We start from the raw sequence: 20484 nt of genomic DNA, 5'->3' as shown, positions 1-20484 counted from the left end.
GGCCTCCTCTACAGCGGCGCGTTCAGCTCGGCTTCGCGGCGGCCGAGTTCGGCGGCCGCCGGATGGGCGGGCGGAGCGGTCGTCGTGTCGGAGAGCGCGAGGTACAGGTCGAAGGCCTCGTCGCTGCCTGGCGGTGGGGGGACGCGGGGCGGTGGTTCCTGGTGGGTGCCGGTCGCGCAGGCGGCGAGCTGGAGGCGGGGGGTGAAGGCGTGGAGGGTGTTGATCCAGTCGGCTTCGGCGAGTTCGCGGCCGGGTGCTTCCTCGCCTGCGTAGGTGCGGAGCCAGCCGGTGTAGAGGGCGGTGAGGTGTTCGACGACGGCGGAGTGCTGGTACCAGCAGTGCGTGATCGTGTTGTGGAGCTCGAAGGCGGTACGGAGCCAGTCCACCCAGCAGCCGAGTTCACGCATCCGGATCCGCCGCTCCGCTGGGTCCATGGCCACCCACACCCACCGCTGCGGCTCCGCCTTCTTCGCGGCGGCGGCTCCGGGTGGTGACGGCCAGAGGTCTGCCGGGTTCAGCGGGTCGGGCACGAATGCCTCCTGGGCTCGGTCATCGTTGGCTTTCTACTTCTTGACGGGGGTGACCTGGGGGACCGCCTCCTCGACGGGGGTGGCCTTGGGGGCCGCGAGGAGCTTCTTGAGGTCCTTGTCGCGGAAGGTGAGGCGCATCTTCACCTTGATCGGCGGCAGGTTGGTGTACTGGGCGATCGCGGTGAAGTCGGGAAGTTGCTGGAGGGAGTGGACCGGCGCGAGGTCGGTCTCGTTGGCCTGGGTGTTGGTGGAATGCTCGCCCCGGGAGCGGCCGTGGCTGGTCTTCATGACCTCGGTGCGCCCGTAGAGGCCGGAGAAGTAGCGCAGGGTCTCCAGGTCTCCACAGCCGGGCAGGAGCATCCGCAGACCGCTCGCCGACAGGACGGTGTTGGCCTTCTGCACGCCGAGGGATTCGCGGAGCTGGGAGAGGTCGTGCCAGACCGTCAGCATGGCGATGCCCATGCCGCGGCCCGTGGTGAGGATGGCGGGCAGGCGGGGGTAGCGGAGCATGTTGCCGGCCTCGTCGATGAGGAAGCCGACGGCCGGATCGATCGCCTTGCCCGTGGAGTTGTAGCGGGCCTCCGCCGCGTGGATCGCGCCGGCGATCAGAGAACTGATCAAGGGGGCGAAGCGGTCAGCGTCGGCCTCGGAGGCGATCACGCAGATGGTGCCGCGCTTGTCGAGCCACTCCTCGAAGGTGAAGTCGGAGCGGGCGCAGGTCTCGCGGACCTCTTCGTCGGCGAAGACGCGGGCCAGGACGTTGAGGCTGAACTGGATGGAGCCGATGCCGTCCTCGTGCAAGCGCAGCCAGGGGGAGGCGTAGTCCTCGGCGACGTCGGTGAACCCGTGCGCGAGGAGGATGGCGCGGACGTGGTCGACGGCGTCCTTGCCGAGCGAGATCCAGCGGCGCAGGTCGGAGATCCCACCGCCGGAAAGGTGAGCGGCCAGGAGGATGCCCTTGAGGACGCTCTTGGCCTGGTCGATCCAGGGGGCGGCCCGCTTGTCGTCTCCGGAGGCCGAGGCCTCGGCGAGCCAGGAAGCCATCCGGTCGGCGGCCTTGGCGTCGGTGCAGTACGCGACGGGGGACCAGTGGTCGCTGTCCCGGCCGGGAATGCCGGCCGGGGCGATGACCCAGATCGGGGGCCGCGCGGATCCGGGTGCGGCCGCATCGGGACTCCAGTCTTTGGTGGTCACGCCGATGGCGCCGCGGCGGTTGTAGATAACGTCAAGGTCGGCGGCCTTCGTGGTGGTCACTACCAGGGGGCCCTGCCACTCCGCGGCGTTCGGTAGGACCAGGCCGGTGGTCTTGGAGGAGCCGGGTACGCCGAACACGGTCGCCGAGATGTTGGGCTGGGCGGCAACGATGTTCTTGGTGCGCAGGCCGCGGCCTGCGGTGATGCGGTTGACCCTCTTGGCCGGGTCGTTCGCGGCGTACATCTTCCGCTCGACCTTCGGACCGCCCCACTGGGCGCCGCCGGAAGACCCGCCGAAGGACAGGGCACTTGAGATCTTGACGATCACGGCGCCCAGGGCGAGAACGAAGAACGCCGTGAGCCCGTAGAACAGCCAGGACGGCGGCGCCGGGTGGTACACGGAGCCCGGGCCTTTGACGAGGGCCGACAGCACGGTGGAGGGAACGCTGTCCGTGCTGCCGACCCAGCCGTTTCCGGACAGGAGGCCGGCGAGCGGGCCGGCCAGCAGGACCGAGCTGCCGATGGTGACGACCAGGCCGGCGCCGTACGCGGCGAGCAGCGTGTTGTCGTCCAGCCCGGCGGCGGACGGGCCGGTGCGCTCGGACACGTCAGATCACCATCTTCTCGTCGGTCTCGAACAGGCGTTGCTCCGTGCGGGAGAGCATCAGCTGGACCGCGTGCGAGCCGCCCCCACGGCCGACCTTCCACAGCGCGCGGCCGCGCTGGCCGGCGCCCCAGGAGCCGATGAGGTCGCATTCGGCGTCGGTGAGGCCGATGGCCTCGCGGGTGATCTGCAGGGGGCGGGTGTCCTGGGCAAGGCTGATGCGGGTCTCGCAGGAGGCGATGAGGTCGCGGGCGATGGCGACGGCCTCGGAGCCGGCCGCGCCGACGGACTCGAAGTCGGAGAGGCGGTGGGTGGCCAGGACCTGGATGGTGCCGGTCGCCCGACTGAGTCTGAGGTCGGCGTCGATCTTCTTGACCATGGTGGCGCCGCCGGACCGCATCTGCCGCCACAGCTCGTCGCGTACGACGATCCACGGTTTCTGTCCCGGCTGGTCGATGGCCGACTGCGCCCAGCTGCTGACGCAGGACAGGACCATGGCCACCGTCTCGTCCCCGTACTCCTGCAGCGCCGAGATGTCGACGCTCTGGATGGGGGCCTCCCAGTCCAGGTTGATGCTGGTGGCCTCGTCGAAGAGGCCTCCGAGATGCCCGGTGACCATGCCGCCGAGCGCCGAGCGGATGGAGGCCATCTGCTCCCGGGCCCGCTGGATGTCGCCATCTCGGATGCGCAGCTCTCGGGCCATCACGTCGGTGGGGTCGCGCAGCCGGTCGTAGACGAGGGGGAGGGTGGGCACGGCAAAGCGGGTGGCGCCCGCGCCGTGGAGCTCGCCCGTGACCTCGCGCACGGCGACGTCGAGGGCCTCTTCCTCTTGGGGCTGGAGGGTGCGGCGGAGCTGGAGTTCGAGGAGGGCCTTGAGCAGGGTGAGGCGGCGGCGGTGGATCTCGGTGAGCCGGCCCTTGAGCTCGGCCGGGTCCTTGATGAGGTCAAGGCCGGTGCCGAGCGGGCCTGCGTCCAGGGGGTTGAGGCGGCCGGGCAGGCCGGGACCCAGGCGTACGGGTTCGACTCCGAGGTGGCGGCACATCGCCTGGTACTCACCCTTCACGTCCCCGGCGATCAACGTGCGGTGCCCGAACGCCATCAGGCGTAGGGAGAGCGCCTTGATGTGCGCGCTCTTACCCGAGCCCGGGATGCCGGTCACCATCACGTTGGGGTTGGTGCACAGCCCCTCCTTTACCCAGACCGCGGGGTGGGCGCTGAAGGCCTCGGTGGTCAGGACGTTGCGGCCGATGTACGCGCCAATGGGCGGCAGGCTCGCAGCGTGAAGGAACGGGTACATCCCGGCGGCGTTCGCCGTGTCCGCGCGTACGACCTCGGTCCGGGGCACCGAGGCGGCCCGGCCCGCGAAGGGCTGGGTCCACCCCTTCTTCGGGGCGACCCGCATCGAGGTCTCTGGGTCTTCGAGGAGGCGGGCGCGACGCTCTTCCCGGGCGGTCCGCTGCTGCGGGAGCGGTACGGGCGGGCGGTCGGCGATGCCTGCGGCCTCGTCGATCCCGATGGCTTCGAGGAGGGTGTCGCCAGCGGGGCGGCGGGAGAAGAGACCCATGTCAGAACCCCATCCGGCGGTCGGGCAAGCCCTGGCCGAGCGGGAGGGCCCCGGTGGCGAAGCCGGTGTCCTGGGCGCCCCACATGCGGCGTACCTCCAGCCCGGAGGCGGCGGCGTCCGCCTGGAGTTCGGCGCAGGCCGTCTCCAGTTCGTCGAGCTCGGTGACGGTGACGGTGAGGACGGCCGTCATCCGCAGGACGCCCTGCCCGGAGGCGCGGGCGACGTCCTGCTGGCGGGAGATGGCCTCCTCACGGCGCTCGTCCTCGCTCTCGTCCCGGCCTGACTTGGCGCGCAGGTGGCGGGCGGAGCTGCGCTTGGCCTTGTCGCGGGCCAGTTCCTGGCGGGCCCGGCGGGGGCCGATCGGCTCGTAGAGGAGCGTCATCGCGCGGCGGGCGTTCTGCCGCGGGCGCATCAGCGGCTGCAGGATGGTCGCGTACACGGCGGCCTGCGGCCACATCCGGACCTGGTACGAGACCGACCACGCGCCGTCGTGCCGGTAGATCCCCCACGCGGTCTCGGTCGCGGCCGGGCCGGCGAGGTCCACGTCGACGCCGGGTTCGGTGCCCGTCCAGCCAGGGGCTTGGGCTGCGGCGCCGCGGGTGGCGAGCATCTGCTGGGCCTCGGGGTCGTACGCGGTGCGCACGGTGCCCGCCACCTTGCGGGGCGGCAGCCACTCGACGACCTGCAGGCTCGCGGTCGACAGGGCCTGGCCCATGGCGTGCAGTTCGCGCACGAGGACGGCCGCGGCACCGATCTGTCCGCCGCCGGCGCCCTTGATGGCCAGGCGAGCCCGGGCCGAGGACATGGTCACCGTCAGGTAGGTCTCGCGGGCGGCGGCGGCGGGTCCGGCGCCGTCCATCAGCTCAGTGAGCGCGGTCACCGCGGCGGCCGGGGCGTCCGCGGTGACGTGGCGGGCGGTCCAGGAGGCGAGGGCGGCGCCGTCGTCGGGCAGGCATCGCTGGTGCACTGCGATCCGGGTGACGGGGGAGTCCTCGGTGCAGTACGACCGCAGGAACTGCGCCCAGGCCGCGACCCGGGCGGTCTGCTTGTCGGTGTCGACCAGGGCCAGGCCGGGGAAGGAGATGCGGGCGATGGCGCTGTAGGTGCCTGCCACGGGGTCGTGGACGACTCCGAGCTGCCCGCCGAGTCCGTCGGGGGCCTCCAGGATCCGCAGACGGGCCAGGACGCCCGGCAGGTCCATCGGCTGGCGCCCGGTCTTGGCGGAGCGGGGCGCGAAGGCCCCGGAGAAGAAGAGGTTGCGCTGAGTGGCCACGGAGATCTGGTGCCTTACTGCGAGGGAGATCCATTCGTCGGCGCTGAGCCCTGAGACCCGCCCGAAGGCGAGCGCGAGCAGCAGCAGGGCGAGCGGTACGCACACGAACGCGGCCTGCCAGCCGACGTTGAACGGCAGGAGCGCGAGGAGGGAGGCGGCGGCGACCATCGCGAAGCCGGGGCCGGAGAGGCGGCCCATGAAGCCGGTGATCTCCGACTGCCAGCCTCCGTAGGAAACGGGCTGTGACATCTCATCCCTCACTTCGCGGCGCCGGGTCCGGGCCGGTTGATGGCGCCTCCGGCGTCCCGCCGGAGGCGGGAGCCCCGACCTGTGCTGGCGCCGGTTGCTCGGACCGGCGTGGGGCGATCACGACGTGTCGGCCGCCGCCGCCGCCCTGGCCCAGTCCGGCGTGTGCGGCTGTACTACCGAGCCCCGATTCCAGGGAGTCCTTGCCGGCCGCGACCACCTGGAGTCCGAAGGCGGCCACACCGAGTGCCTTGCCGCCGAACCGGGCCGCGGACTTGGCCGCCCCGCCGCCACCGCCGCCGGGTGCGGAGGGCGCGGCGGGTGTGGAGTTCTCCGATTCCAGGGCCTTGGTGTAGCCAGCGCCGCCGCCGACGGCTCCGGCGCCGCCGGGTTCGAGCCGTGCTCCGCCGGAGGACGAGGAGGCGGAGGATCCGGCCGAGCTGAGCCAACCGGAGACCATGGCGCTGCCCTCGCCGTTGGTGGTAAAGGTGATGAACTTCGCGAGCGCCGGCCAGCAGAAGCAGGCCGCGAGGAACATCACGAAGCCGACGAGCATGTTCTGCACACCGCTGCCCTCTGTCATCGCGAAGAGGCCGATGGAGAACACCGCGACGATCGCGGGTTTCATCAGGACCAGGGCGATGAAGGCGTTACGGGCCTTGGGCCACCACTCGGCCGTGCTGTCGGAGAGCTGACCGGCCAGGGTGATGGGCATCGTCGCAATGATGATCATGATGCCGACCTGGCGCAGGAGCATCTCCACCCACAGGGCGGCGATCGCCAGGATGCAGATGATGCCCATGACGATGACGACGCCGACCGCGGAGGTGGCGACGGTCTCGCCGGCAATGAGGGCACCGCCGATGGTGGCGGTGCCGCCGCCACCGGTGATCAGACCACCGAAGAGCGCGCCGAGCTGGCGCTGCATGGCCTCGGAAGCGGTGCCACTGCCGCCGCCGTTGAAGGACTTGTCGATGATCCAGGTCGACACGGCATCCGACCACTCCAGGGCCGTCTGGGCGACGAGCCAGTAGACGGAGGAGATGACGACCCATTTGGCCAGACCTACCAGCGCGGTCGCGGCCGGCGCCCCGTTCTGGCTGACCGCGACCTTCCCGAACTGGATCAGCATGAGGAACGCCGCGAGGACCGCGGACATCGAGCCCATCATCAAGTTGAACTTCGCGATGCCGGTGTCGCCGAGCTTGATGGAGGAGAACTCGTTGAAGAGCGTCGCGAACTCCTTCAGCAGCCAGACCACCGAGTTCCCGATGTAGGTGGCAGCCTCCTTCAGAGCGTTGGAGGCAAACTCGGAGAACTTCTTACCGACCCAGTCCAGGGGCCCCTTGGCGGGCGGCGGGTACTTCGCCTCACCCTCAAGCCGGCACACTGAGAACGGGCGGTTGTCCTTGACCACGCAGTCAGTGATGAACTGGTTGAGCTTCTCGTAGTTCTTCCACTGCTTGTCGGGGAAGTTCTTGCGCCACTCTTCCAGCCGCCGGATCTCAAATTCCCTCTGCTCCTCGTCCGAGCAGTCCCGGGCCGCGTTGCCGTCCGCACCCTCACACGGGATCAGTCGGCCGGGAATCCGTGGATCGCCCGGGCCGGGCAGGTGGCACTTGTCGAGGTCGTCGATCTGGTCGTACAGGCAGTACTTCCCCTTCGGGGTGAGGCCGATGGGGAACTGCTCCCACTCCTTGGGGATCGGATCGGGCGGTCCCACCGTCGAGTAGTGATTTGGATCGTCCGCCGCGACCGCGATGGACAGGGTGGCACCCGCGCTCAGGAAGGAAAGCAGAGCGCACAGCATGACGAGGGCACGTGCGGTGCGCTTGAAGCGGTCAGTCTGCATGGCGAACCTGGACCCATCCGTCAGCCCAGGCATATGGGCTGGTGGGCTCGTAGGCGACGGGGAAGGTCCGCAGCGAGTCGAACTCGTCGGTGAACTTCCAGGCCGCACCGTCCCACTTCACGATGAAGTCGACCATGTCTCCGCGCAGGGGGTTCTCGTCACGGCCGCCCTTGGGGCCGGTGGCGTAGCGGTCGTAGGAGAGCCAGACCTGCATGACGTAGCCGGCCGGCATGCCGGGGGCCTGGATGGTGGTGGCCCGCGCGGCCTGGACGGCGGTGGTGAAGCTGATGTCGGCCGAGATCCCGCCGGACGGGGGCAGACCGAGAGCTTCACGCATCGCGCGAATGTCGGAGACCCGTTTGTCGACGTACCCAGGTGCGTCCTTCGACGTCACTGCAGTGAGCTGCTGACGGGCCTTCTCGTCATCGAGCCAGGCGAACTCCTCCCAGAAGTAGACGACGGCCGATAGCCCTCCGGAGGGCGATTTCGGGAAGCCGGTGACCACGCCGTCCTTCTGGCCGGTCGGCTTGCGCAGCGTGATCTTCTTCCCCTTCTCGGGGGTCATCGTTCCGACAGCGCTTCCACCCGTTCCCGCCGGCGCGGGTGCGCTGGCAGACGGGCTGATGCCTGCCTGCGGCTTCCCCTTGTCGTCCCGCATCAAGTTGGCCACGGTGAAGCCGCCGACAACCAGCAGGGCGGCCACCGCAACGACGATGGCGACGAGCACGAAGCGGGCTCTGCGGGCCTTGAGCCCGCTCGTCGAGTCCACGCTCAGGCGCTCGTCATGGTGTACGCGGCCAAGATCAGCGAGGACGTCAGCCCGATGCCGCCCGCACCGATCAGGCTCCACAGCACGGACTGCTTGCCCCGGGCCGCCAGCGCGGCCCGCTCGGTGTTGTGGCCGATCGCGACCAGGGCCCAGCCGCTGAGCCCGCCGAGGCAGGCGAGCGCAAGGCCGCCGCCCGCGGTCCACGCCAGGATCGTCTTGACGGGGGTGTTGACCTCCTTCGGCAGCGACGGATCGAAGTCCGGCACGGGACCGGGCGCGGGCGCCGCGAGGAAGTTCGCGCCGGTGTCGGTTGCAAGGGCGTGCAGGCTCATTAGGAGCTGGCTCATGTTCGGTGATTCCTCGTCAGACGGCAGGGACTGCAACGGCGGGGAGCGGGGCGGGCTGCGGAGCTGCGGGCAGCGGATCGCCGAAGGTTTCGCGGGCGGCAGTGAGCACGGCGGTGGCCAGCTCCTTCGCCGCCTGGCGGGTGCGCGGGCGGGTCCGGGCCGGCTGGGCCTGAAGTCCGTTGGCGCGGATGTCCGCGTCGTGGGGGAGGTGAACCACGGCGGCGGCACGGGCGGAGAGCATCGTGGCCGCTGCCCGGACCACGGCGGGCGGCCGGCCGTCGGCGGTGGCGGCCAGAACGACCACGGTGCGCTGCAGGGGCAGGCCTTCGGCGTGCAGCACCATCACGGCTTGTTGGAGGGTCTGTATGCCGTCGGCGGTGGCCTGGGCGCACAGGACCGGGACGGTGAAGGGCAGGTCGCACCAGGCGCGGGTCAGGCTCGGCGGGGCCGAGTAGCGGGTCGCGAGGAGGTCGTGCGCCACGGGGTGGACGGTGTCGGCGATGACGGCCTGCCAGCCGCCCGCAGCGGCAAGTTGGTACCAGGCCGCGGGCTGGGACGGCAGCGACAGTGGGGCCGTATGCCACTCGCGCCCGTCGGTCAGTACGTGCCAGGTGCCCTCAGGGGCCCGGCGGGTTGCCGACGCATCGCGGATCTGGCCTCTTGTCGCGGGTCGGTCCGGCGGAAGCGCGGCCAGGCCGCCGGCCTGCTCCGCTCCGCTCCAGGTCGGCCAGGAGGAGGCAAGGCGTGGCGCCAGGTCCAGTACGACGGTGTCCGCCGCGGCCGCGAGTTCGTCGGCGAGGAGGTGCGCGACCGTGGAGCGCGCGCTGCCCCCGGTTGCCGCCATCACCGGCACAACGAGGCGAGCTGCCTCGGGGAACACCGCGTGTACCGAGTTGCCCTTTTTGCTCATGAATCCCCCCAAGCACCCCAACCAAAGCCGTCGCAAATGTGAAATTCACACGCGGGCCGACCTGGAACTGAAAGGCATCGGCACTTTACACGGCCCCTCCGACATCGTCTGAGGGATATTCAGGACCCTCCCCGCGAGCCGAAATGGCATAGTGTCACGATCCGCCACGCACTCACAGTGACATCAATTTCCGGCCATGCGGCCTGATTTCGTCTTCGTGGGCGCAAATCAGAAGAACTGCCGAGGGGGGCCTGGTGGGGGCGAAGCGATGGCTGGGGGTAGCTGGTGCAGGTGTGGTTGCCACTCCGCTGGCTCTGGGGCTCGGTGTGGTGATGCTCGTCGCCACGCTCGCCGATGACGACAGCAAGGGCCGCAACGTTGGCACTTGGCCGACAGCCGGCTCACTGATAATCGGCGGCCGTGAAGGTGTGCCCGCCCAGTACGCTCAGCTGATCCTGGATGCGGCCGCCGCCTGCGACCAGGGGCTGCCGCCGGCGATTTTGGCCGCGCAGATTTGGGCCGAGTCGAACTTCGACCCGACGGCCATCTCCCGCGATTCCTCCGGCCGTCCGATCGCGTCCGGGATATCGCAGTTCATCCCGGGGACCTGGGCCACTCAAGGCATCGACGGTGACGGCGATGGCGACAAGGACGTCATGGATCCGAAGGACGCGATTCCCTCGCAGGGGAACATGATGTGCGGCTTGTTGAAGAAGGCCAAGGCACATCCCGAGTACAGCGGGTCACCCATCGAGAAGGCCCTGGCCGGCTACAACGCCGGGTGGGGGAGAGTCGAGCAGTTCGACGGCGTCCCGCCCCCCAGTTTCGCCGAGGGCCAGACCTACGACTACGTCAAAAAGATCTTGGCCCGGGCGGTGAAGTACACCGCCCCAGGAGGCGGAAGCGGACCCGTCGAACTACCGGACGGCTTCGAACTCCCTCCGGACACCCCGCCGCCGGTCCGCACCGCCGTGGCCTGGGCGCTGGCCCAGAAGGGCGGCTGGTATCAGCTCGGCGGCGACTGCACCAACGCCCTCGGGAAGAACCGGCAGCACTGGTGCGACTGCTCCTCCCTGATGCAGCAGGCGTACAAGGCGGCCGGGATCACCATCCCGCGCGTGACCTTCGACCAGATCGACCTGCCCATTGAAGTCGGCCTGGACAGCCCGAAGCCCGGCGACCTGGTCTTCAACGCCGGTTCCGACGGCTCGGCCTCCAACCCGGGACACGTCGGCATGTACATCGGATCCGGCATGCTCATCGAGTCCCCGCGCACCGGAGTCCAAACCCGCATCGTCCCCTACAGCAGCTGGCGGAATTCGACGAACTACATGACCCGGGTAACCGGCATCCGCCGGGTGGTGGCCTGGTGACCGATACGAGCACAGGAACCCCCATGCACGACCAGACCCTCTTCCGCGCCTGGGGCGATGTCGACCCACAGTTCTGGGCCGGCGCCGAGCCCGTAAAGGCCGCAGTCTCCCCAGTCGAAGTCCCCGTCGTTGCCGTTGAGGATGCCGCCTCCACCGTGAGCGGCGACGTTGCCGACCAGCTGGCTGCCATTCAGGCAGCCTCGTCCGTCGACCTCGCCCGTGCGCAAGGCCTCGCCGTGGAGCTCGACGCGAGGATCACCGCGGCACGCGGTGAAGGGCACATCGAGACGGTTCGGGTCCGGGAAGTCCGCGCCTACCTCGTACATCTGACCGGCCACCATGAGACCGCGGTGGCCTGGTACCTCCATGTCGTCCGCCTGCACGCCGCACTCCACGGACCGGAGCACAGTGAGACGGTCCTCGCGGTTCGCCGGGCCTACAGCATGTGGAAGGCACTACCGGCCCCGGACGCGGTCCGTCTGGCCGGGGACCTGCTCGAAGCCTTCGCCGAGGTGCAGGGCACGGGGGAGGAGGCGATCCGCCGCATGCGGGAACACCTCCGCCAGCTCCAGGAGTCCGGGGACGGTCAGGTCGCCGCAACGGTGTCGGCGCCATGAGTGTCCGCCGGAACCCAACGGGACCGCCGCCTGAGGGCGTGACTTTCCGCTAGCGGGAATGCCGACATGCAGACGGTCTCCGTAAGTGGCCGATTCGCCCTCATCTCAGCTCACCTGGCAAGCGGCGGGCGGCGGGTTCTGCCGGCGGCCCAGCTCGCGGTCGGGCTGCCCCTTGCGCGGCTCTGGGGGCTCGATTCCCTTGCGGTTGCTGGTGTCCGGATTTCCGGACATCGCGATCCGGAAGTCGCGGTGAGCGGTGGGGATCCCTGCTAGCGGCCCAGCTCGCGGTCGGCCCGAGCGGTGGGGGTCCCTCGTTGGGCGGCGGACGTGGTCAAGTGCGCCGGTCGTCGGCCGTCCAGGATCGGGCTCGCCCGACCGCCGCAGGCGGCGCCGCAGGCGTGCTGGATGGCTGGCGGGCGGTGTGCTGGACTTCGGGAGCTGCCCAACGAGGGACCCCCACCGCGCCCGCTTCCACCACCCACCGGCCGACGGGCATCCCCCACCCTCCGCAGGGTGGCCGGGGGTGTGGGGGCGGAGCCCCCGCAGCTGTGACCGGCACCCAACGGCGGGCCTTCTACGCGCGCGGCGGCTGACTCCGGTGTTCCAGCCCCGGCCTGACGGGCCCCTGGTGCTGCGGAGGGAGGGGCGGGATCGGCTGCGGAGTGGGCGCCTGGGCCGGCGGCCTTCGCAGGGCGGCGGCGCGCCCGTCGACCTCGCGGGCGTGCCGGATAGGCGCCGCAGCCTGCATCTCCTCGCGAAGCGTGATCTCCTGCCGGATCTCGACCGCGTTCGCGTGGTGCCGCGTGGCCGCCGCCCGCTGGGCCAGCGCGCTGTCCCGTAGCTGCTGGACGTCTTCGGCAACGCGGGTGTCGAGGCGAGCGGCCAGCACGGGGACCCGCTGCTGCAGCGTCTCCAGGCTGGCCTCCATGGCCTGCACGTCCCTGGGCGGCACCGGGGTTCCGCCCGGTGCGAGCAGAGAGATATGCGGGTAGGCGGTGAGGGCTTGCCAGCCCCCGCGCAGCGCCTCCACGGAGGCGCGCGAGGCCCGTCGCGCCTCCTCAACCGCGGCCGCATGCTGCTGCCCGTACTGAGTGGTGAGCGCCAGCGTCTCCTTCCGGCTGCTGCCGGCCAGCCGAAGAGCTATCCGGGACTTCTGCCCGGACTGCTCGATCCGGTCCAGGATCTGACGCATCGACTCGGCATGACGCGCGGCCGCCGTATGGCGTGCTGCTTCCTCGCGCGCCCGCTGCGTCCAGGCCCCAGCCCGGGCAAGGACCTCATACGCCTCGGCGGCGAATTCCCCTCCCGGCGTGACGGGGACGCTCAGCTTGTTCTGCTGTTCACCGGCCTGCCGCTCGTATTCGGCGGCTAGCTGTTCGGCGCGCCTACCGGAGGCGGCTTCGCTGTCGACACGGGCGGCCAGGTGCTGCTCGGGCAGGTGCCCGTAGGGGCGCTGCTCCCACGGGGTGTAGGCGGGCTCTTCCCTGACCAGCGTCTGGACGGCGGGGACGCGGGTGAGTTCGTCGGTGACCATCGTGTCTTCGGCGTCGGCCTGCAGGACGCGGCCATACGCGGCGACGGCGCGGTCAAGGCGGTCGGCGTCGGTACGGACCGGTCCGAGGGCGGTCCGAGTCGGGTGGTCTTCCAGCTCGTCCAGCGGCAGGTAGAGATGACTCTCCTGCCGGGCCCGGGACATGGCCGGGTAGAGGCTGTGGGAGTCCGCGTGCAGGCCGTAGGCGATGGTGACGTCGGCAGTGAGGCCCTGCGCGGAGCCGATCGTCATGGCATAGGCGTGGGTGAGACGGCCCTCGGCGACGTCTCGCGCAGACATCCAGGCCTCGCTCATCACGAACCCGCCCGTCGGCTGGGTGCGGCGCCACTGGACGAGCACGCCCTTACGCTCGTCCAGCGCCAAGACCACGCCGCGGAAGCCGTTGAGGACGTCGACCGCGGACTCGTCCCGGCGGCTGCGGTAGTCGTTGCGGCGGATGTGGACCAGGTCCCCGGCCGCGAAGGCGATCCGGCCGCCGCCCGCGACCGCGTACGTACGGCCCTGCTCCAGCTCCCCGGAGGCCACAAGCGCGGCGCGGGCGCCGGCGTTGAGGGTGGCGACGTCCGCACGGCGAGCGGCAAGCAAAAGGAAGTCGGCTACCTGTCCGTGGGGGTCACCAGCCCAGCGGACTCGGGCTTCGTTCCAGGCGCCGAGCATGGAGGTCAGGGCCTCGGTGGCGGTGTCCTCTGCGTGGACGCGGCCGTGGGCGGCAAAGGCCGCGAGCGCGCTGGTGCGGCCACCGCTGCGCCAGTCCTGCAGGGCAGCCCGCTCCACGATGTCGCGCTGACGGCGGTTCTCCGTGAGCTCCAGGCCGTCGACGATCCTGTGGATCCGGGCGAAGGCGCCGCCGATGCCGACGGCGCGCAGCTGGAGCGGATCGCCGACGGCGACGACCTTGGTACCGGTGGTGGCTGCGTGCCGCAGGAGAGCGGCGAGCGCCCGGTCGTCGACCATCGCGGCTTCGTCGATGACTAGGACGCCAACCCCGTGCAGGCCTCGGCCGCCGTTCACCGCCTGGGTCCATGCGGCGATCGTCTGGGACTCGATGCCGGCCTCGGCGGTCAGGTTCGCGGCGGCTACCGCGGCCGTGGAGGCGCCAACGACGCTCAGCCCGGCGGCTTCCCAGCCGATCCGGGCCGCCTGCATGAGGGTGGTCTTGCCCGCGCCGGCGACGCCGATGACCGCGTCGACCGCGTGACCGGCGGTCAGCAGCCGCATCACCACGGCGCGCTGCTCGGCGCTGAAGACGAAGGCGCGCTCGGCGGTGGAGTTGGTGACCTCGACGGCGGCGAGCGTCATCTCGGCGGCCTCGGCGGTCACCTGGGCCAGGTGCTGGTCCAGGCCAGCCGTGGCGCACTCGATCACGGTCTGCTCGGCGGCGACGACCGTGGTGTGTGTGTAGCGCTGGCGGTGGGCGTGGTGGCCGCGGTTGGAGTCCGCCAGACGGACCGCGTGGCCGTCCACCGTGAGGACCTCGTCCGTGAGCGCTGTCAGCTGCTCCACCGACAGCAGGTAAGGCAGCGTCTTGGCGACGGCGGCCATGACATGCGTGTGCGAAACGGTCTTCCGCGAAGCGGTCAGCCCGCGCTCGGCGTCCCAGATCTGGGCGGCGATCTCGGCCGGGCCCGGCATCCGCGGGCCGCCGCCCGCGGAGAGCGGCGGCGCCGCACCGTCCGACCCGGGTAGTGCGGCCGCGACCATCGCGTCGACCGCCGCTTCGCCGCCGAGTTCAGCGGCCGCCCGGGTGCGCCACGCCTCCCTCGGCGCGTCCGGGCCGGCCTCTTCCTTGGCCTCCGCGCTCTTGCGGGCGGCCGTCTTCAGCTGCTCGCGCGAGGCGCCCTCGCCCGCCAGGTCAATGACCTGCCGATAGCGGCGGGAGAACGCGTCACGAAGGCCTTCGTCGACTCCGGCGAGCTCCCAGGCCCCCGTGGTCGCGGACCGCTCGAAGCGGGCACCGTGTGCCTCCGCCAGGCGGGCCCGGAGCCGGCCCTCGGCGATCTCGTTGATCAGGTGGGCGTAGCGATGCAGATCCTCGCCGCCGCCCGCGATGGTGCGCCACTGGCCGTCCGCGCACTTCGCCATGTGCGCGATGTTCACGTGGACGTGCAAGTGCGGGTCACCGGGTGAGCCGTCCACCGGACGCGCGGAACGGTGCAAGGTCGTCCAGCCGATCAGCCCGGACGTCTCCACCCGCTCGGCCTGCTGGCCGTCGCCGTGGTGGCCGGCCATCCCGTACGCCGCCCACCCCTCCAGCGCGTGGACGGCCTCGGTGACGGACGCCAGCCAGTCCTCCTCGATCCGCCCGGCGAGCTCGGCGCCGGCCAGCCCGTAGGCCGCCGAGATGCTCTTCGGAAGGTCGAGGGTGATGTCCACGCCACGCAGGCCGACGTCGACGTGGTGCCGCATCCACTTCCGGGCCTCGGCCACCGTGTCCGCGCCGTACAGCTCGTCCAGGTCGAGACCGGCAGCGTCGGCCAGGCGCTCCGCGTCGGCCAGCGGCAGCAGGTGGCTCTCACCGTCGCGCAGGATTCCGCGCTCAGCCCGGGCGAACCTCTTCGCCAGCGCGGGCCGGCCCAAGAACTCCACGACCGTCTTCCCGGACGCGGTGGCCGCCTCGGCGACGGCATCCACGAGCGCGCGAGCGGCAACCTTCCCGCGAGGATCGAGGGCCTTCTTCCGGGCAACGAGCTGCTCGCCGGTGCGCCAGTCCCGACCGTCCATCAGCGCGTGGGCCACGTCCGGATCGACCCGCTCCCCGGCGACCAGATCGAGCTCGACCAGGCCGCCGCCGATCCACCGCAACGTGCTCTCGCCAGCGAGGCGGTACTCAACCTGGGCGTCCTCGGCCCGGTCGCATCCGCAGTCCTCGCTCAGCCGGTAGTCGACCTGCTCGGGGGCGTAGATGGGAGTCGCGTACCCCACCCGCCCACTCCCTCATCCGGTCCCAGCCCATCGCGATCCATGATCGCGTATCGAAGATACCTGAAGTACTAACCAGATTGAAGAACCGAGCCTCGAAGCACACGGAATACGATCAAAAATGACATGGGCATGCCAATTCAGATCGATAGAACGTTCTCTGAGATTCCCAGCAGGTGTCAACATTTCGCTGACGCCTGCTGGGAATCTCAGAGAACGGGAGGACCCAGCAGTCGACTTCGGTCGGGAAGTGAGCGCGGCTTGAACGCAGAAATGCCCCCGCTCCAGCCGGGATCGGCGGAACGGGGGCTTTCGTCGTACAGCAGGTCGTCCTACCTCTGCGCAGTTGCTCCTGGCCCTCATCGCAGGGGTCAGGAGCGGGGGTCACTTCCTAGTGGGTTCACTGTCGACGCGGAGCAGCAGGAGATCGAACTCGGGACCGTTCTCGGTGTTGCGGTACGGGCCCGCGTACTCGTATCCGAGGCGCGCGTAGAGGTCTTGGCCGCGCTGATTGGAGGGCAGCGCAAGAAGCGACGCCCACTGCGGGGCGATGGTCTTGAGCAGTTCGGCGTGGAGCCGGGAACCGATGCCCTGGGACTGCCACGGCGGCCGGACTGCTAGCTCACACAAGCCCATCAGCCGCTCGGTGCGAGCGCCCTGGGGGACCTGGTCGACCAGGTGGGGGCCGAACCAGTAGTCCGGAGAGCAGGGGAAGGCGTAGCCGAAGCCGACGGCGGTTCCGCCCGCGTACGCGACGACCAGGGCGAAGCCGGGGTGTTTGAGGTGGCTCGTGATCTGGCGGTGGAGCGCGGGCACGGAAAGACCGGCGGTCTCGGCACCGGGGTTGTCGACGAGTTCGGGGTGGGCATCGGCCCAGATGTCGGCGAGGACGTCGAGCAGCGGGGGGACCTGGCCTGGGCCATAGGTGCGGATCACCACGTCGGTGCGTGTGCTCGGGATGGTCACCGTCTGCTCCTCCTCAGCTGACGCCGGCGGTGGTGCGGTACTTCTCCAGCCAGTCGGCGACCGCCGGGACGGCGGCGTGCCGCTGGAGCGCGCTCTCGACGTTGTGCAGCTGCTGCAGCAGACGGTCGGAGCGCACCTCGGGGAGGTACGCGAGGACCCGTCCGGCGGCCTCAGCCGCGGCTTCCGGCTCCGGTCGGTCCCTGACTGCATGTTGGATGGCAACGTCAGCGGTGTACAAGGCGCGATTGCGCGCGAATGCATCGCCGTGCAGGAGAACGGCTTGCTCTGCTCCTGCGGCTGCCCGTGCGTGCTGATCGAGATCGGCGCGTGCGAGGGCTTCGAGTCCGGCAAGTTCGGCGGGGGTGAAGAACTCCAGCCAAGCCGGGTCGGCGTCGGTAGGGCCTTTGGCGTAGAGGTTGTGAGAGCGGACTACCGCCTTGTCGGTGGCGCTGGCGTCCCCCAGGAGTGCCCATCCGCCAGCCTCCCGCATCGCGAAGAGCGACAGCATCCGCGGCGAGCCGTACGTGCGCACTACGGCCTGTGCGCCCTGTGCGGCAGCGACCGCCTCACGGGGCCGGCCCGATGCCTTGGCCAGCAGCGACAGGCAGCCGAACGCGTGCCCTTCCAGGCTGGGATCGTCAGCGATCCGCGCGGCAGCCAGGGCCTCGCCGTACAGCGAGCGGGCGTCGGCGGCCCGGCCGGAGTCGTACGAGAGCCACCCCGCCGCAATCGAGAGATGGCCCGTCGCTGAGCGGAGCCGCTTCCCTGTCTTGTCGGTGTAGATGCCGTCCTGCAGCCACGTGTAGGCGGTATGCAGGGCGCGGGAGGCGTCCCGGCGCAGCGCGGCGGAACCGTGGTCGTGATCGTGGGCGTAGATCGTCGTCACGGCCCGGTCGACGGCACGGATGTCCCCGGTGCCGATCCGGCCCGGAGTCTTCTCCTGGGTGGACCCGAGAGGGAGGAGCGACAGCGCGGCGCCCATGTCGTCGGTGAGGAAGGCTCGGCGGTCCACCGGGTCCTCCTGTGCCGTCCCGTGCGCTGTGACGCCCTGCGCGGCGAGTGGCGGGGTGTCGAGCTGAAAGCCGAGGTCGCGCAGCGTGCGACCGGTCACCTTGGTGAGGACCCGGCGGTAGACAGCCCGGGGGAGCCTGACCTCTCCATCCTCCCAAGCCGCCACCAGGCGTGAGGTGCAGCCGACCGGCTCACCCATGCCGTCGCCGGTCTTGACGATGAGCTTGGCGAACTCCTGGCGGGACATCTGAAAGTCGCCCTCGCGCACGGCGCGCAGTTGGGCGTTGGGGGAACGAGGGTGGTCAGCCATACCGGCTCCGGACTGCATCCGCGATGGACGGGTGCGGCGACCGTACCGCTCCCACCCTTGTCATGCCCGTCCTTGGCCGCAGTTCACCCAGTCCGAGCCGACTTGCATCGCTCTTACATCGGCCCGACATCGCACCCGTCACCGCGTCGCTGCTTGCGTGGACGGTGACGTGACGACCGATCAGGGAGAACGGCTATGGCGAAGGGGTCCGCCACAAACACGAAGCGTGCCGCTTCCGCCTGGCATCGGCTCGCGCAGCCCACCGGCCAGCGCCGGGCCCTGTGGGCTCGTGGCACCGAGCGCACGATCTGGCGGGAGTGCGGCGGGAGCTGGGACGCGGTGGCCATCCGCCCCGATAGTGCTCGGTCTGGACGTGCTGGCCGCGATGGGACTGAACCCGCGCAGCGGCTATCTGGTCCTCGCCGACTTCATCCACCCCCAGCTGTACGTCCTTGTCCCGCCTGGCACAGGCAGCGCGGCCGCCGGCCTTCCCGGCATTCGCATACTCGCCAGCGGCAGCCAGCTCCTGATGCCCGCAACCGCGCACGGCACTCCTTCGGCGCACTGGCTTTCCCCGCCCCGCGAGAACGCGACCCCACGGCTCGTTCCCGCCGACCAGCTCACCACACACCTGCGCGCCGCGCTTGGCGCCGACCAGCCGAAGGCGGACGCCTCATGATCAGCAGCCATACCGTCCTGTACGACCCCGAGGGCCTGATCGAGGCGGACCTTCCGCTCGACCGCGAGCCATACGAGTCGCTCGTAAAGGCCGTGCTGGCCTGGAGCGACCCGGACGCCGCGCTCCAGCCCTGCGACTACGAGCAGATTGCGCTGCAGCTGACCGGGCACGCTCGCGCGGTCGCCTCCGACGTCTGGCGGCAGGCTGAGCAGCTGCCGAAGTCCAGCGGACGGCGGGCGCTCGCCGAGCTGGTCCTCGCTGACGCTGAGCTGCGACTGTCCACGCCCCTGAAAGGCACTGTCCAGTGTGTCCAGGGCCGCGCCCGCATGGTCCGTGCGTTGTACGAGCGCCTCGACCGGCTCGTGGACGCAGTGGAACCGGTCGAGCAGGCCCGCACACCGGTCCGCTGACCGTCGACAGGGTCCAGGTGGGTTGCTCCTGCGTCTCCACCCGGTCCGTGTCGTCCGCCATCAAGACGTCAGTGGGCTCTGCCGCTGGATGTCGGTAGTTCTGTCAGGACCCCCGTTTTCCCTTGCGGCACTTGGCGTCCGGATTTCCGGACACGGTCTTTCGGGGAAATGAAAAAGGGCCCGCACCCCGAAGGGTGCGGGCCATCTCGTGTCGCAGGGTCCGCCCGCGGCAGGTGCTCGGGAGTACCTCGCCGGCGGACGCGCTGGCGGTCACCTCAGTCGTCGGGTGTCGTGTTCGTCGCGTCGCAGTTCCAGCAGTCCCACTCGGTCGGCAGCTCGTACCACTCGGTCCAGAACCCCCGGGGCTTGCCCCAGACGACGCAGTCGGCGCCGCACCGCCAGCACACGAACTCGAACTCCACGCGGACCCTCCCCCTGCTGCCGCCACCGGTTGGAGATCAGCATGGCGGCAGGCGTGCGGCGGGTGGGCCGGTATCGGCCAACGGGCGGGACGAGGCGCTGGAGCACAGCGCCGGCGCAGATGTGCACCGTCACCTCGGTCAGACGGTGAACAGGGCAGCGGTCAGGCAGAGGATCGCGGCGGCGGCGAGGTCGACGGCGGCCCGCAGCAGCCGGTACTTGCTCCGTGCGAGACGGGACAGCATCACCACGGTGGAGGCGTGTTCGTCGGGGGCGGCGAGTGCTGCGGGCAGCTGGTCGGGGTCGAGGTCGGCCCACCGGTGGAAGGAGGCCCGCGCGGTGTGGGGGAGTCGGGGGCGTACGGCGCCCAGGACCAGGACGAGGGCGACGGCGAGCCCGGCGCCGCCAAGGACGGTCAAGACGGTGGCGGCCGGGGGCAGGGCGCGGCCGGGTAAGACGGCGGCGAGGACGGCCAGGGGCAGGGCGAGCGCGGACAGCAGAGCGGCGGCCTTGGCGTCGGTGCGGGCGAGTTCGGCGACGACGTGGGCGTGCGCCTGGTCGAGGTGAACGGTCGTGGCCGGGGCGGGGCTGGTGGCGGTCATGCGGCGGCTCCGGGGAGGTCGAAGAGGAGGATCTGGGCGGCGGTCATGCGCTTCTCGTTGGTGTCGGCGAGGGCCTCGCGGGCGGCGATGAGGGCGTTGCCCCAGCAGGGCCCGCACCACGGGCGGTAGGTGTCCGGCGGGGCGGCGGCGTTGGCAGCGTCGCTGGGGTGGGGCGGGTAGGGGGCGGTGATGAGGCGGACCGGCTTGCCGGTGGCCCCGGCCCGGCAGGTCCCGCTGTGGTCCTTGCCGCACGCTCCCTGACAGCCGCAGTGCGCGCCCTGTTCGGCGAGCACCTTGCGGTAGAGGTTCACCTGGTCCATGACGGGCCCCTTCCGGG

At 70.7% G+C, this 20484-nt stretch carries 18 protein-coding genes; 4 read left to right on the top strand and 14 right to left on the bottom strand.

Features of this window, described 5'->3' with window-relative positions; translation table 11 throughout:
• Nucleotides 1-8 precede the first annotated feature (8 nt).
• From ACIQV3_RS35960 to ACIQV3_RS35925, 8 genes are read right to left on the bottom strand one after another with little or no spacing between them, the layout of a single operon-like run.
• Nucleotides 9-530 (bottom strand): hypothetical protein, encoded by a 522-nt coding sequence (locus tag ACIQV3_RS35960; RefSeq protein ID WP_403720201.1) that lies wholly within the window; start codon nucleotides 528-530, stop codon nucleotides 9-11.
• A gap of 33 nt (nucleotides 531-563) precedes the next feature.
• Nucleotides 564-2330 (bottom strand): type IV secretory system conjugative DNA transfer family protein, encoded by a 1767-nt coding sequence (locus ACIQV3_RS35955; RefSeq protein WP_403720198.1) that lies wholly within the window; start codon nucleotides 2328-2330, stop codon nucleotides 564-566.
• A gap of 1 nt (nucleotide 2331) precedes the next feature.
• Complete coding sequence (locus tag ACIQV3_RS35950; protein ID WP_403720196.1) at nucleotides 2332-3891, bottom strand: type VI secretion protein; 1560 nt, start codon at nucleotides 3889-3891, stop codon at nucleotides 2332-2334.
• A 1-nt stretch (nucleotide 3892) separates the two neighbouring features.
• Entirely contained in the window at nucleotides 3893-5413 is a 1521-nt protein-coding gene (locus tag ACIQV3_RS35945; protein ID WP_403720193.1) for an SCO6880 family protein, read from the bottom strand.
• A 1-nt stretch (nucleotide 5414) separates the two neighbouring features.
• Complete coding sequence (locus tag ACIQV3_RS35940) at nucleotides 5415-7262, bottom strand: hypothetical protein (RefSeq protein WP_403720191.1); 1848 nt, start codon at nucleotides 7260-7262, stop codon at nucleotides 5415-5417.
• Nucleotides 7252-8031, bottom strand: coding sequence for a hypothetical protein (locus ACIQV3_RS35935; protein WP_403720188.1), 780 nt, complete (start codon nucleotides 8029-8031; stop codon nucleotides 7252-7254). The genes ACIQV3_RS35940 and ACIQV3_RS35935 overlap by 11 nt, the downstream gene beginning before the upstream one ends.
• A 2-nt stretch (nucleotides 8032-8033) precedes the next feature.
• Nucleotides 8034-8378: a hypothetical protein gene (locus tag ACIQV3_RS35930; protein ID WP_403720184.1), complete on the bottom strand. Its 345-nt coding sequence runs from the start codon at nucleotides 8376-8378 to the stop codon at nucleotides 8034-8036.
• Between the two features lie 16 nt (nucleotides 8379-8394).
• Nucleotides 8395-9288: a hypothetical protein gene (locus ACIQV3_RS35925; protein WP_403720181.1), complete on the bottom strand. Its 894-nt coding sequence runs from the start codon at nucleotides 9286-9288 to the stop codon at nucleotides 8395-8397.
• A gap of 293 nt (nucleotides 9289-9581) precedes the next feature.
• On the opposite strand from ACIQV3_RS35925, the gene ACIQV3_RS35920 reads away from it, so the two are divergent.
• The gene (locus ACIQV3_RS35920) at nucleotides 9582-10661 is read left to right on the top strand and encodes an NlpC/P60 family protein (RefSeq protein WP_403720178.1); all 1080 of its coding nucleotides are present in this window, start codon (nucleotides 9582-9584) and stop codon (nucleotides 10659-10661) included.
• Nucleotides 10662-10684: 23 nt separating this feature from the next.
• Complete coding sequence (locus ACIQV3_RS35915; RefSeq protein WP_403720176.1) at nucleotides 10685-11278, top strand: hypothetical protein; 594 nt, start codon at nucleotides 10685-10687, stop codon at nucleotides 11276-11278.
• 574 nt (nucleotides 11279-11852) lie between these two features.
• Here ACIQV3_RS35915 and mobF read toward each other — a convergent pair.
• The 3 genes from mobF to ACIQV3_RS35900 form a co-directional block, all read right to left on the bottom strand.
• Nucleotides 11853-15752 carry a MobF family relaxase gene (gene mobF, locus ACIQV3_RS35910; RefSeq protein ID WP_403720174.1) on the bottom strand — a complete coding sequence of 1300 codons (3900 nt, stop codon included), beginning with the start codon at nucleotides 15750-15752 and terminating at the stop codon, nucleotides 11853-11855.
• A gap of 381 nt (nucleotides 15753-16133) precedes the next feature.
• Nucleotides 16134-16715: a GNAT family N-acetyltransferase gene (locus ACIQV3_RS35905; protein WP_403720171.1), complete on the bottom strand. Its 582-nt coding sequence runs from the start codon at nucleotides 16713-16715 to the stop codon at nucleotides 16134-16136.
• A gap of 13 nt (nucleotides 16716-16728) precedes the next feature.
• On the bottom strand, nucleotides 16729-18036 hold the full coding sequence (locus ACIQV3_RS35900) for a hypothetical protein (RefSeq protein ID WP_403720167.1): 1308 nt from the start codon (nucleotides 18034-18036) through the stop codon (nucleotides 16729-16731).
• 385 nt (nucleotides 18037-18421) lie between these two features.
• Here ACIQV3_RS35900 and ACIQV3_RS35895 point away from each other — a divergent pair, with 385 nt between their 5' ends.
• Nucleotides 18422-18715: a hypothetical protein gene (locus ACIQV3_RS35895; protein ID WP_403720165.1), complete on the top strand. Its 294-nt coding sequence runs from the start codon at nucleotides 18422-18424 to the stop codon at nucleotides 18713-18715.
• Entirely contained in the window at nucleotides 18712-19125 is a 414-nt protein-coding gene (locus tag ACIQV3_RS35890; RefSeq protein ID WP_403720163.1) for a restriction endonuclease, read from the top strand. Before ACIQV3_RS35895 ends, ACIQV3_RS35890 begins: the two co-directional genes overlap by 4 nt.
• A 275-nt stretch (nucleotides 19126-19400) precedes the next feature.
• Here ACIQV3_RS35890 and ACIQV3_RS35885 read toward each other — a convergent pair whose 3' ends face one another.
• The 3 genes from ACIQV3_RS35885 to ACIQV3_RS35875 form a co-directional block, all read right to left on the bottom strand.
• Nucleotides 19401-19547 carry a hypothetical protein gene (locus ACIQV3_RS35885; protein ID WP_403720161.1) on the bottom strand — a complete coding sequence of 49 codons (147 nt, stop codon included), beginning with the start codon at nucleotides 19545-19547 and terminating at the stop codon, nucleotides 19401-19403.
• Between the two features lie 138 nt (nucleotides 19548-19685).
• The gene (locus tag ACIQV3_RS35880) at nucleotides 19686-20147 is read right to left on the bottom strand and encodes a Pycsar system effector family protein (protein ID WP_403720159.1); all 462 of its coding nucleotides are present in this window, start codon (nucleotides 20145-20147) and stop codon (nucleotides 19686-19688) included.
• Entirely contained in the window at nucleotides 20144-20467 is a 324-nt protein-coding gene (locus ACIQV3_RS35875; protein WP_403720156.1) for a hypothetical protein, read from the bottom strand. Before ACIQV3_RS35875 ends, ACIQV3_RS35880 begins: the two co-directional genes overlap by 4 nt.
• Nucleotides 20468-20484 lie beyond the last annotated feature (17 nt).

Origin of the sequence: Streptomyces sp. NPDC099050, from assembly GCF_044759865.1 — a bacterium.
GTDB lineage: Bacteria > Actinomycetota > Actinomycetes > Streptomycetales > Streptomycetaceae > Streptomyces.
This window is presented reverse-complemented; position numbering and strand designations above follow the sequence as displayed.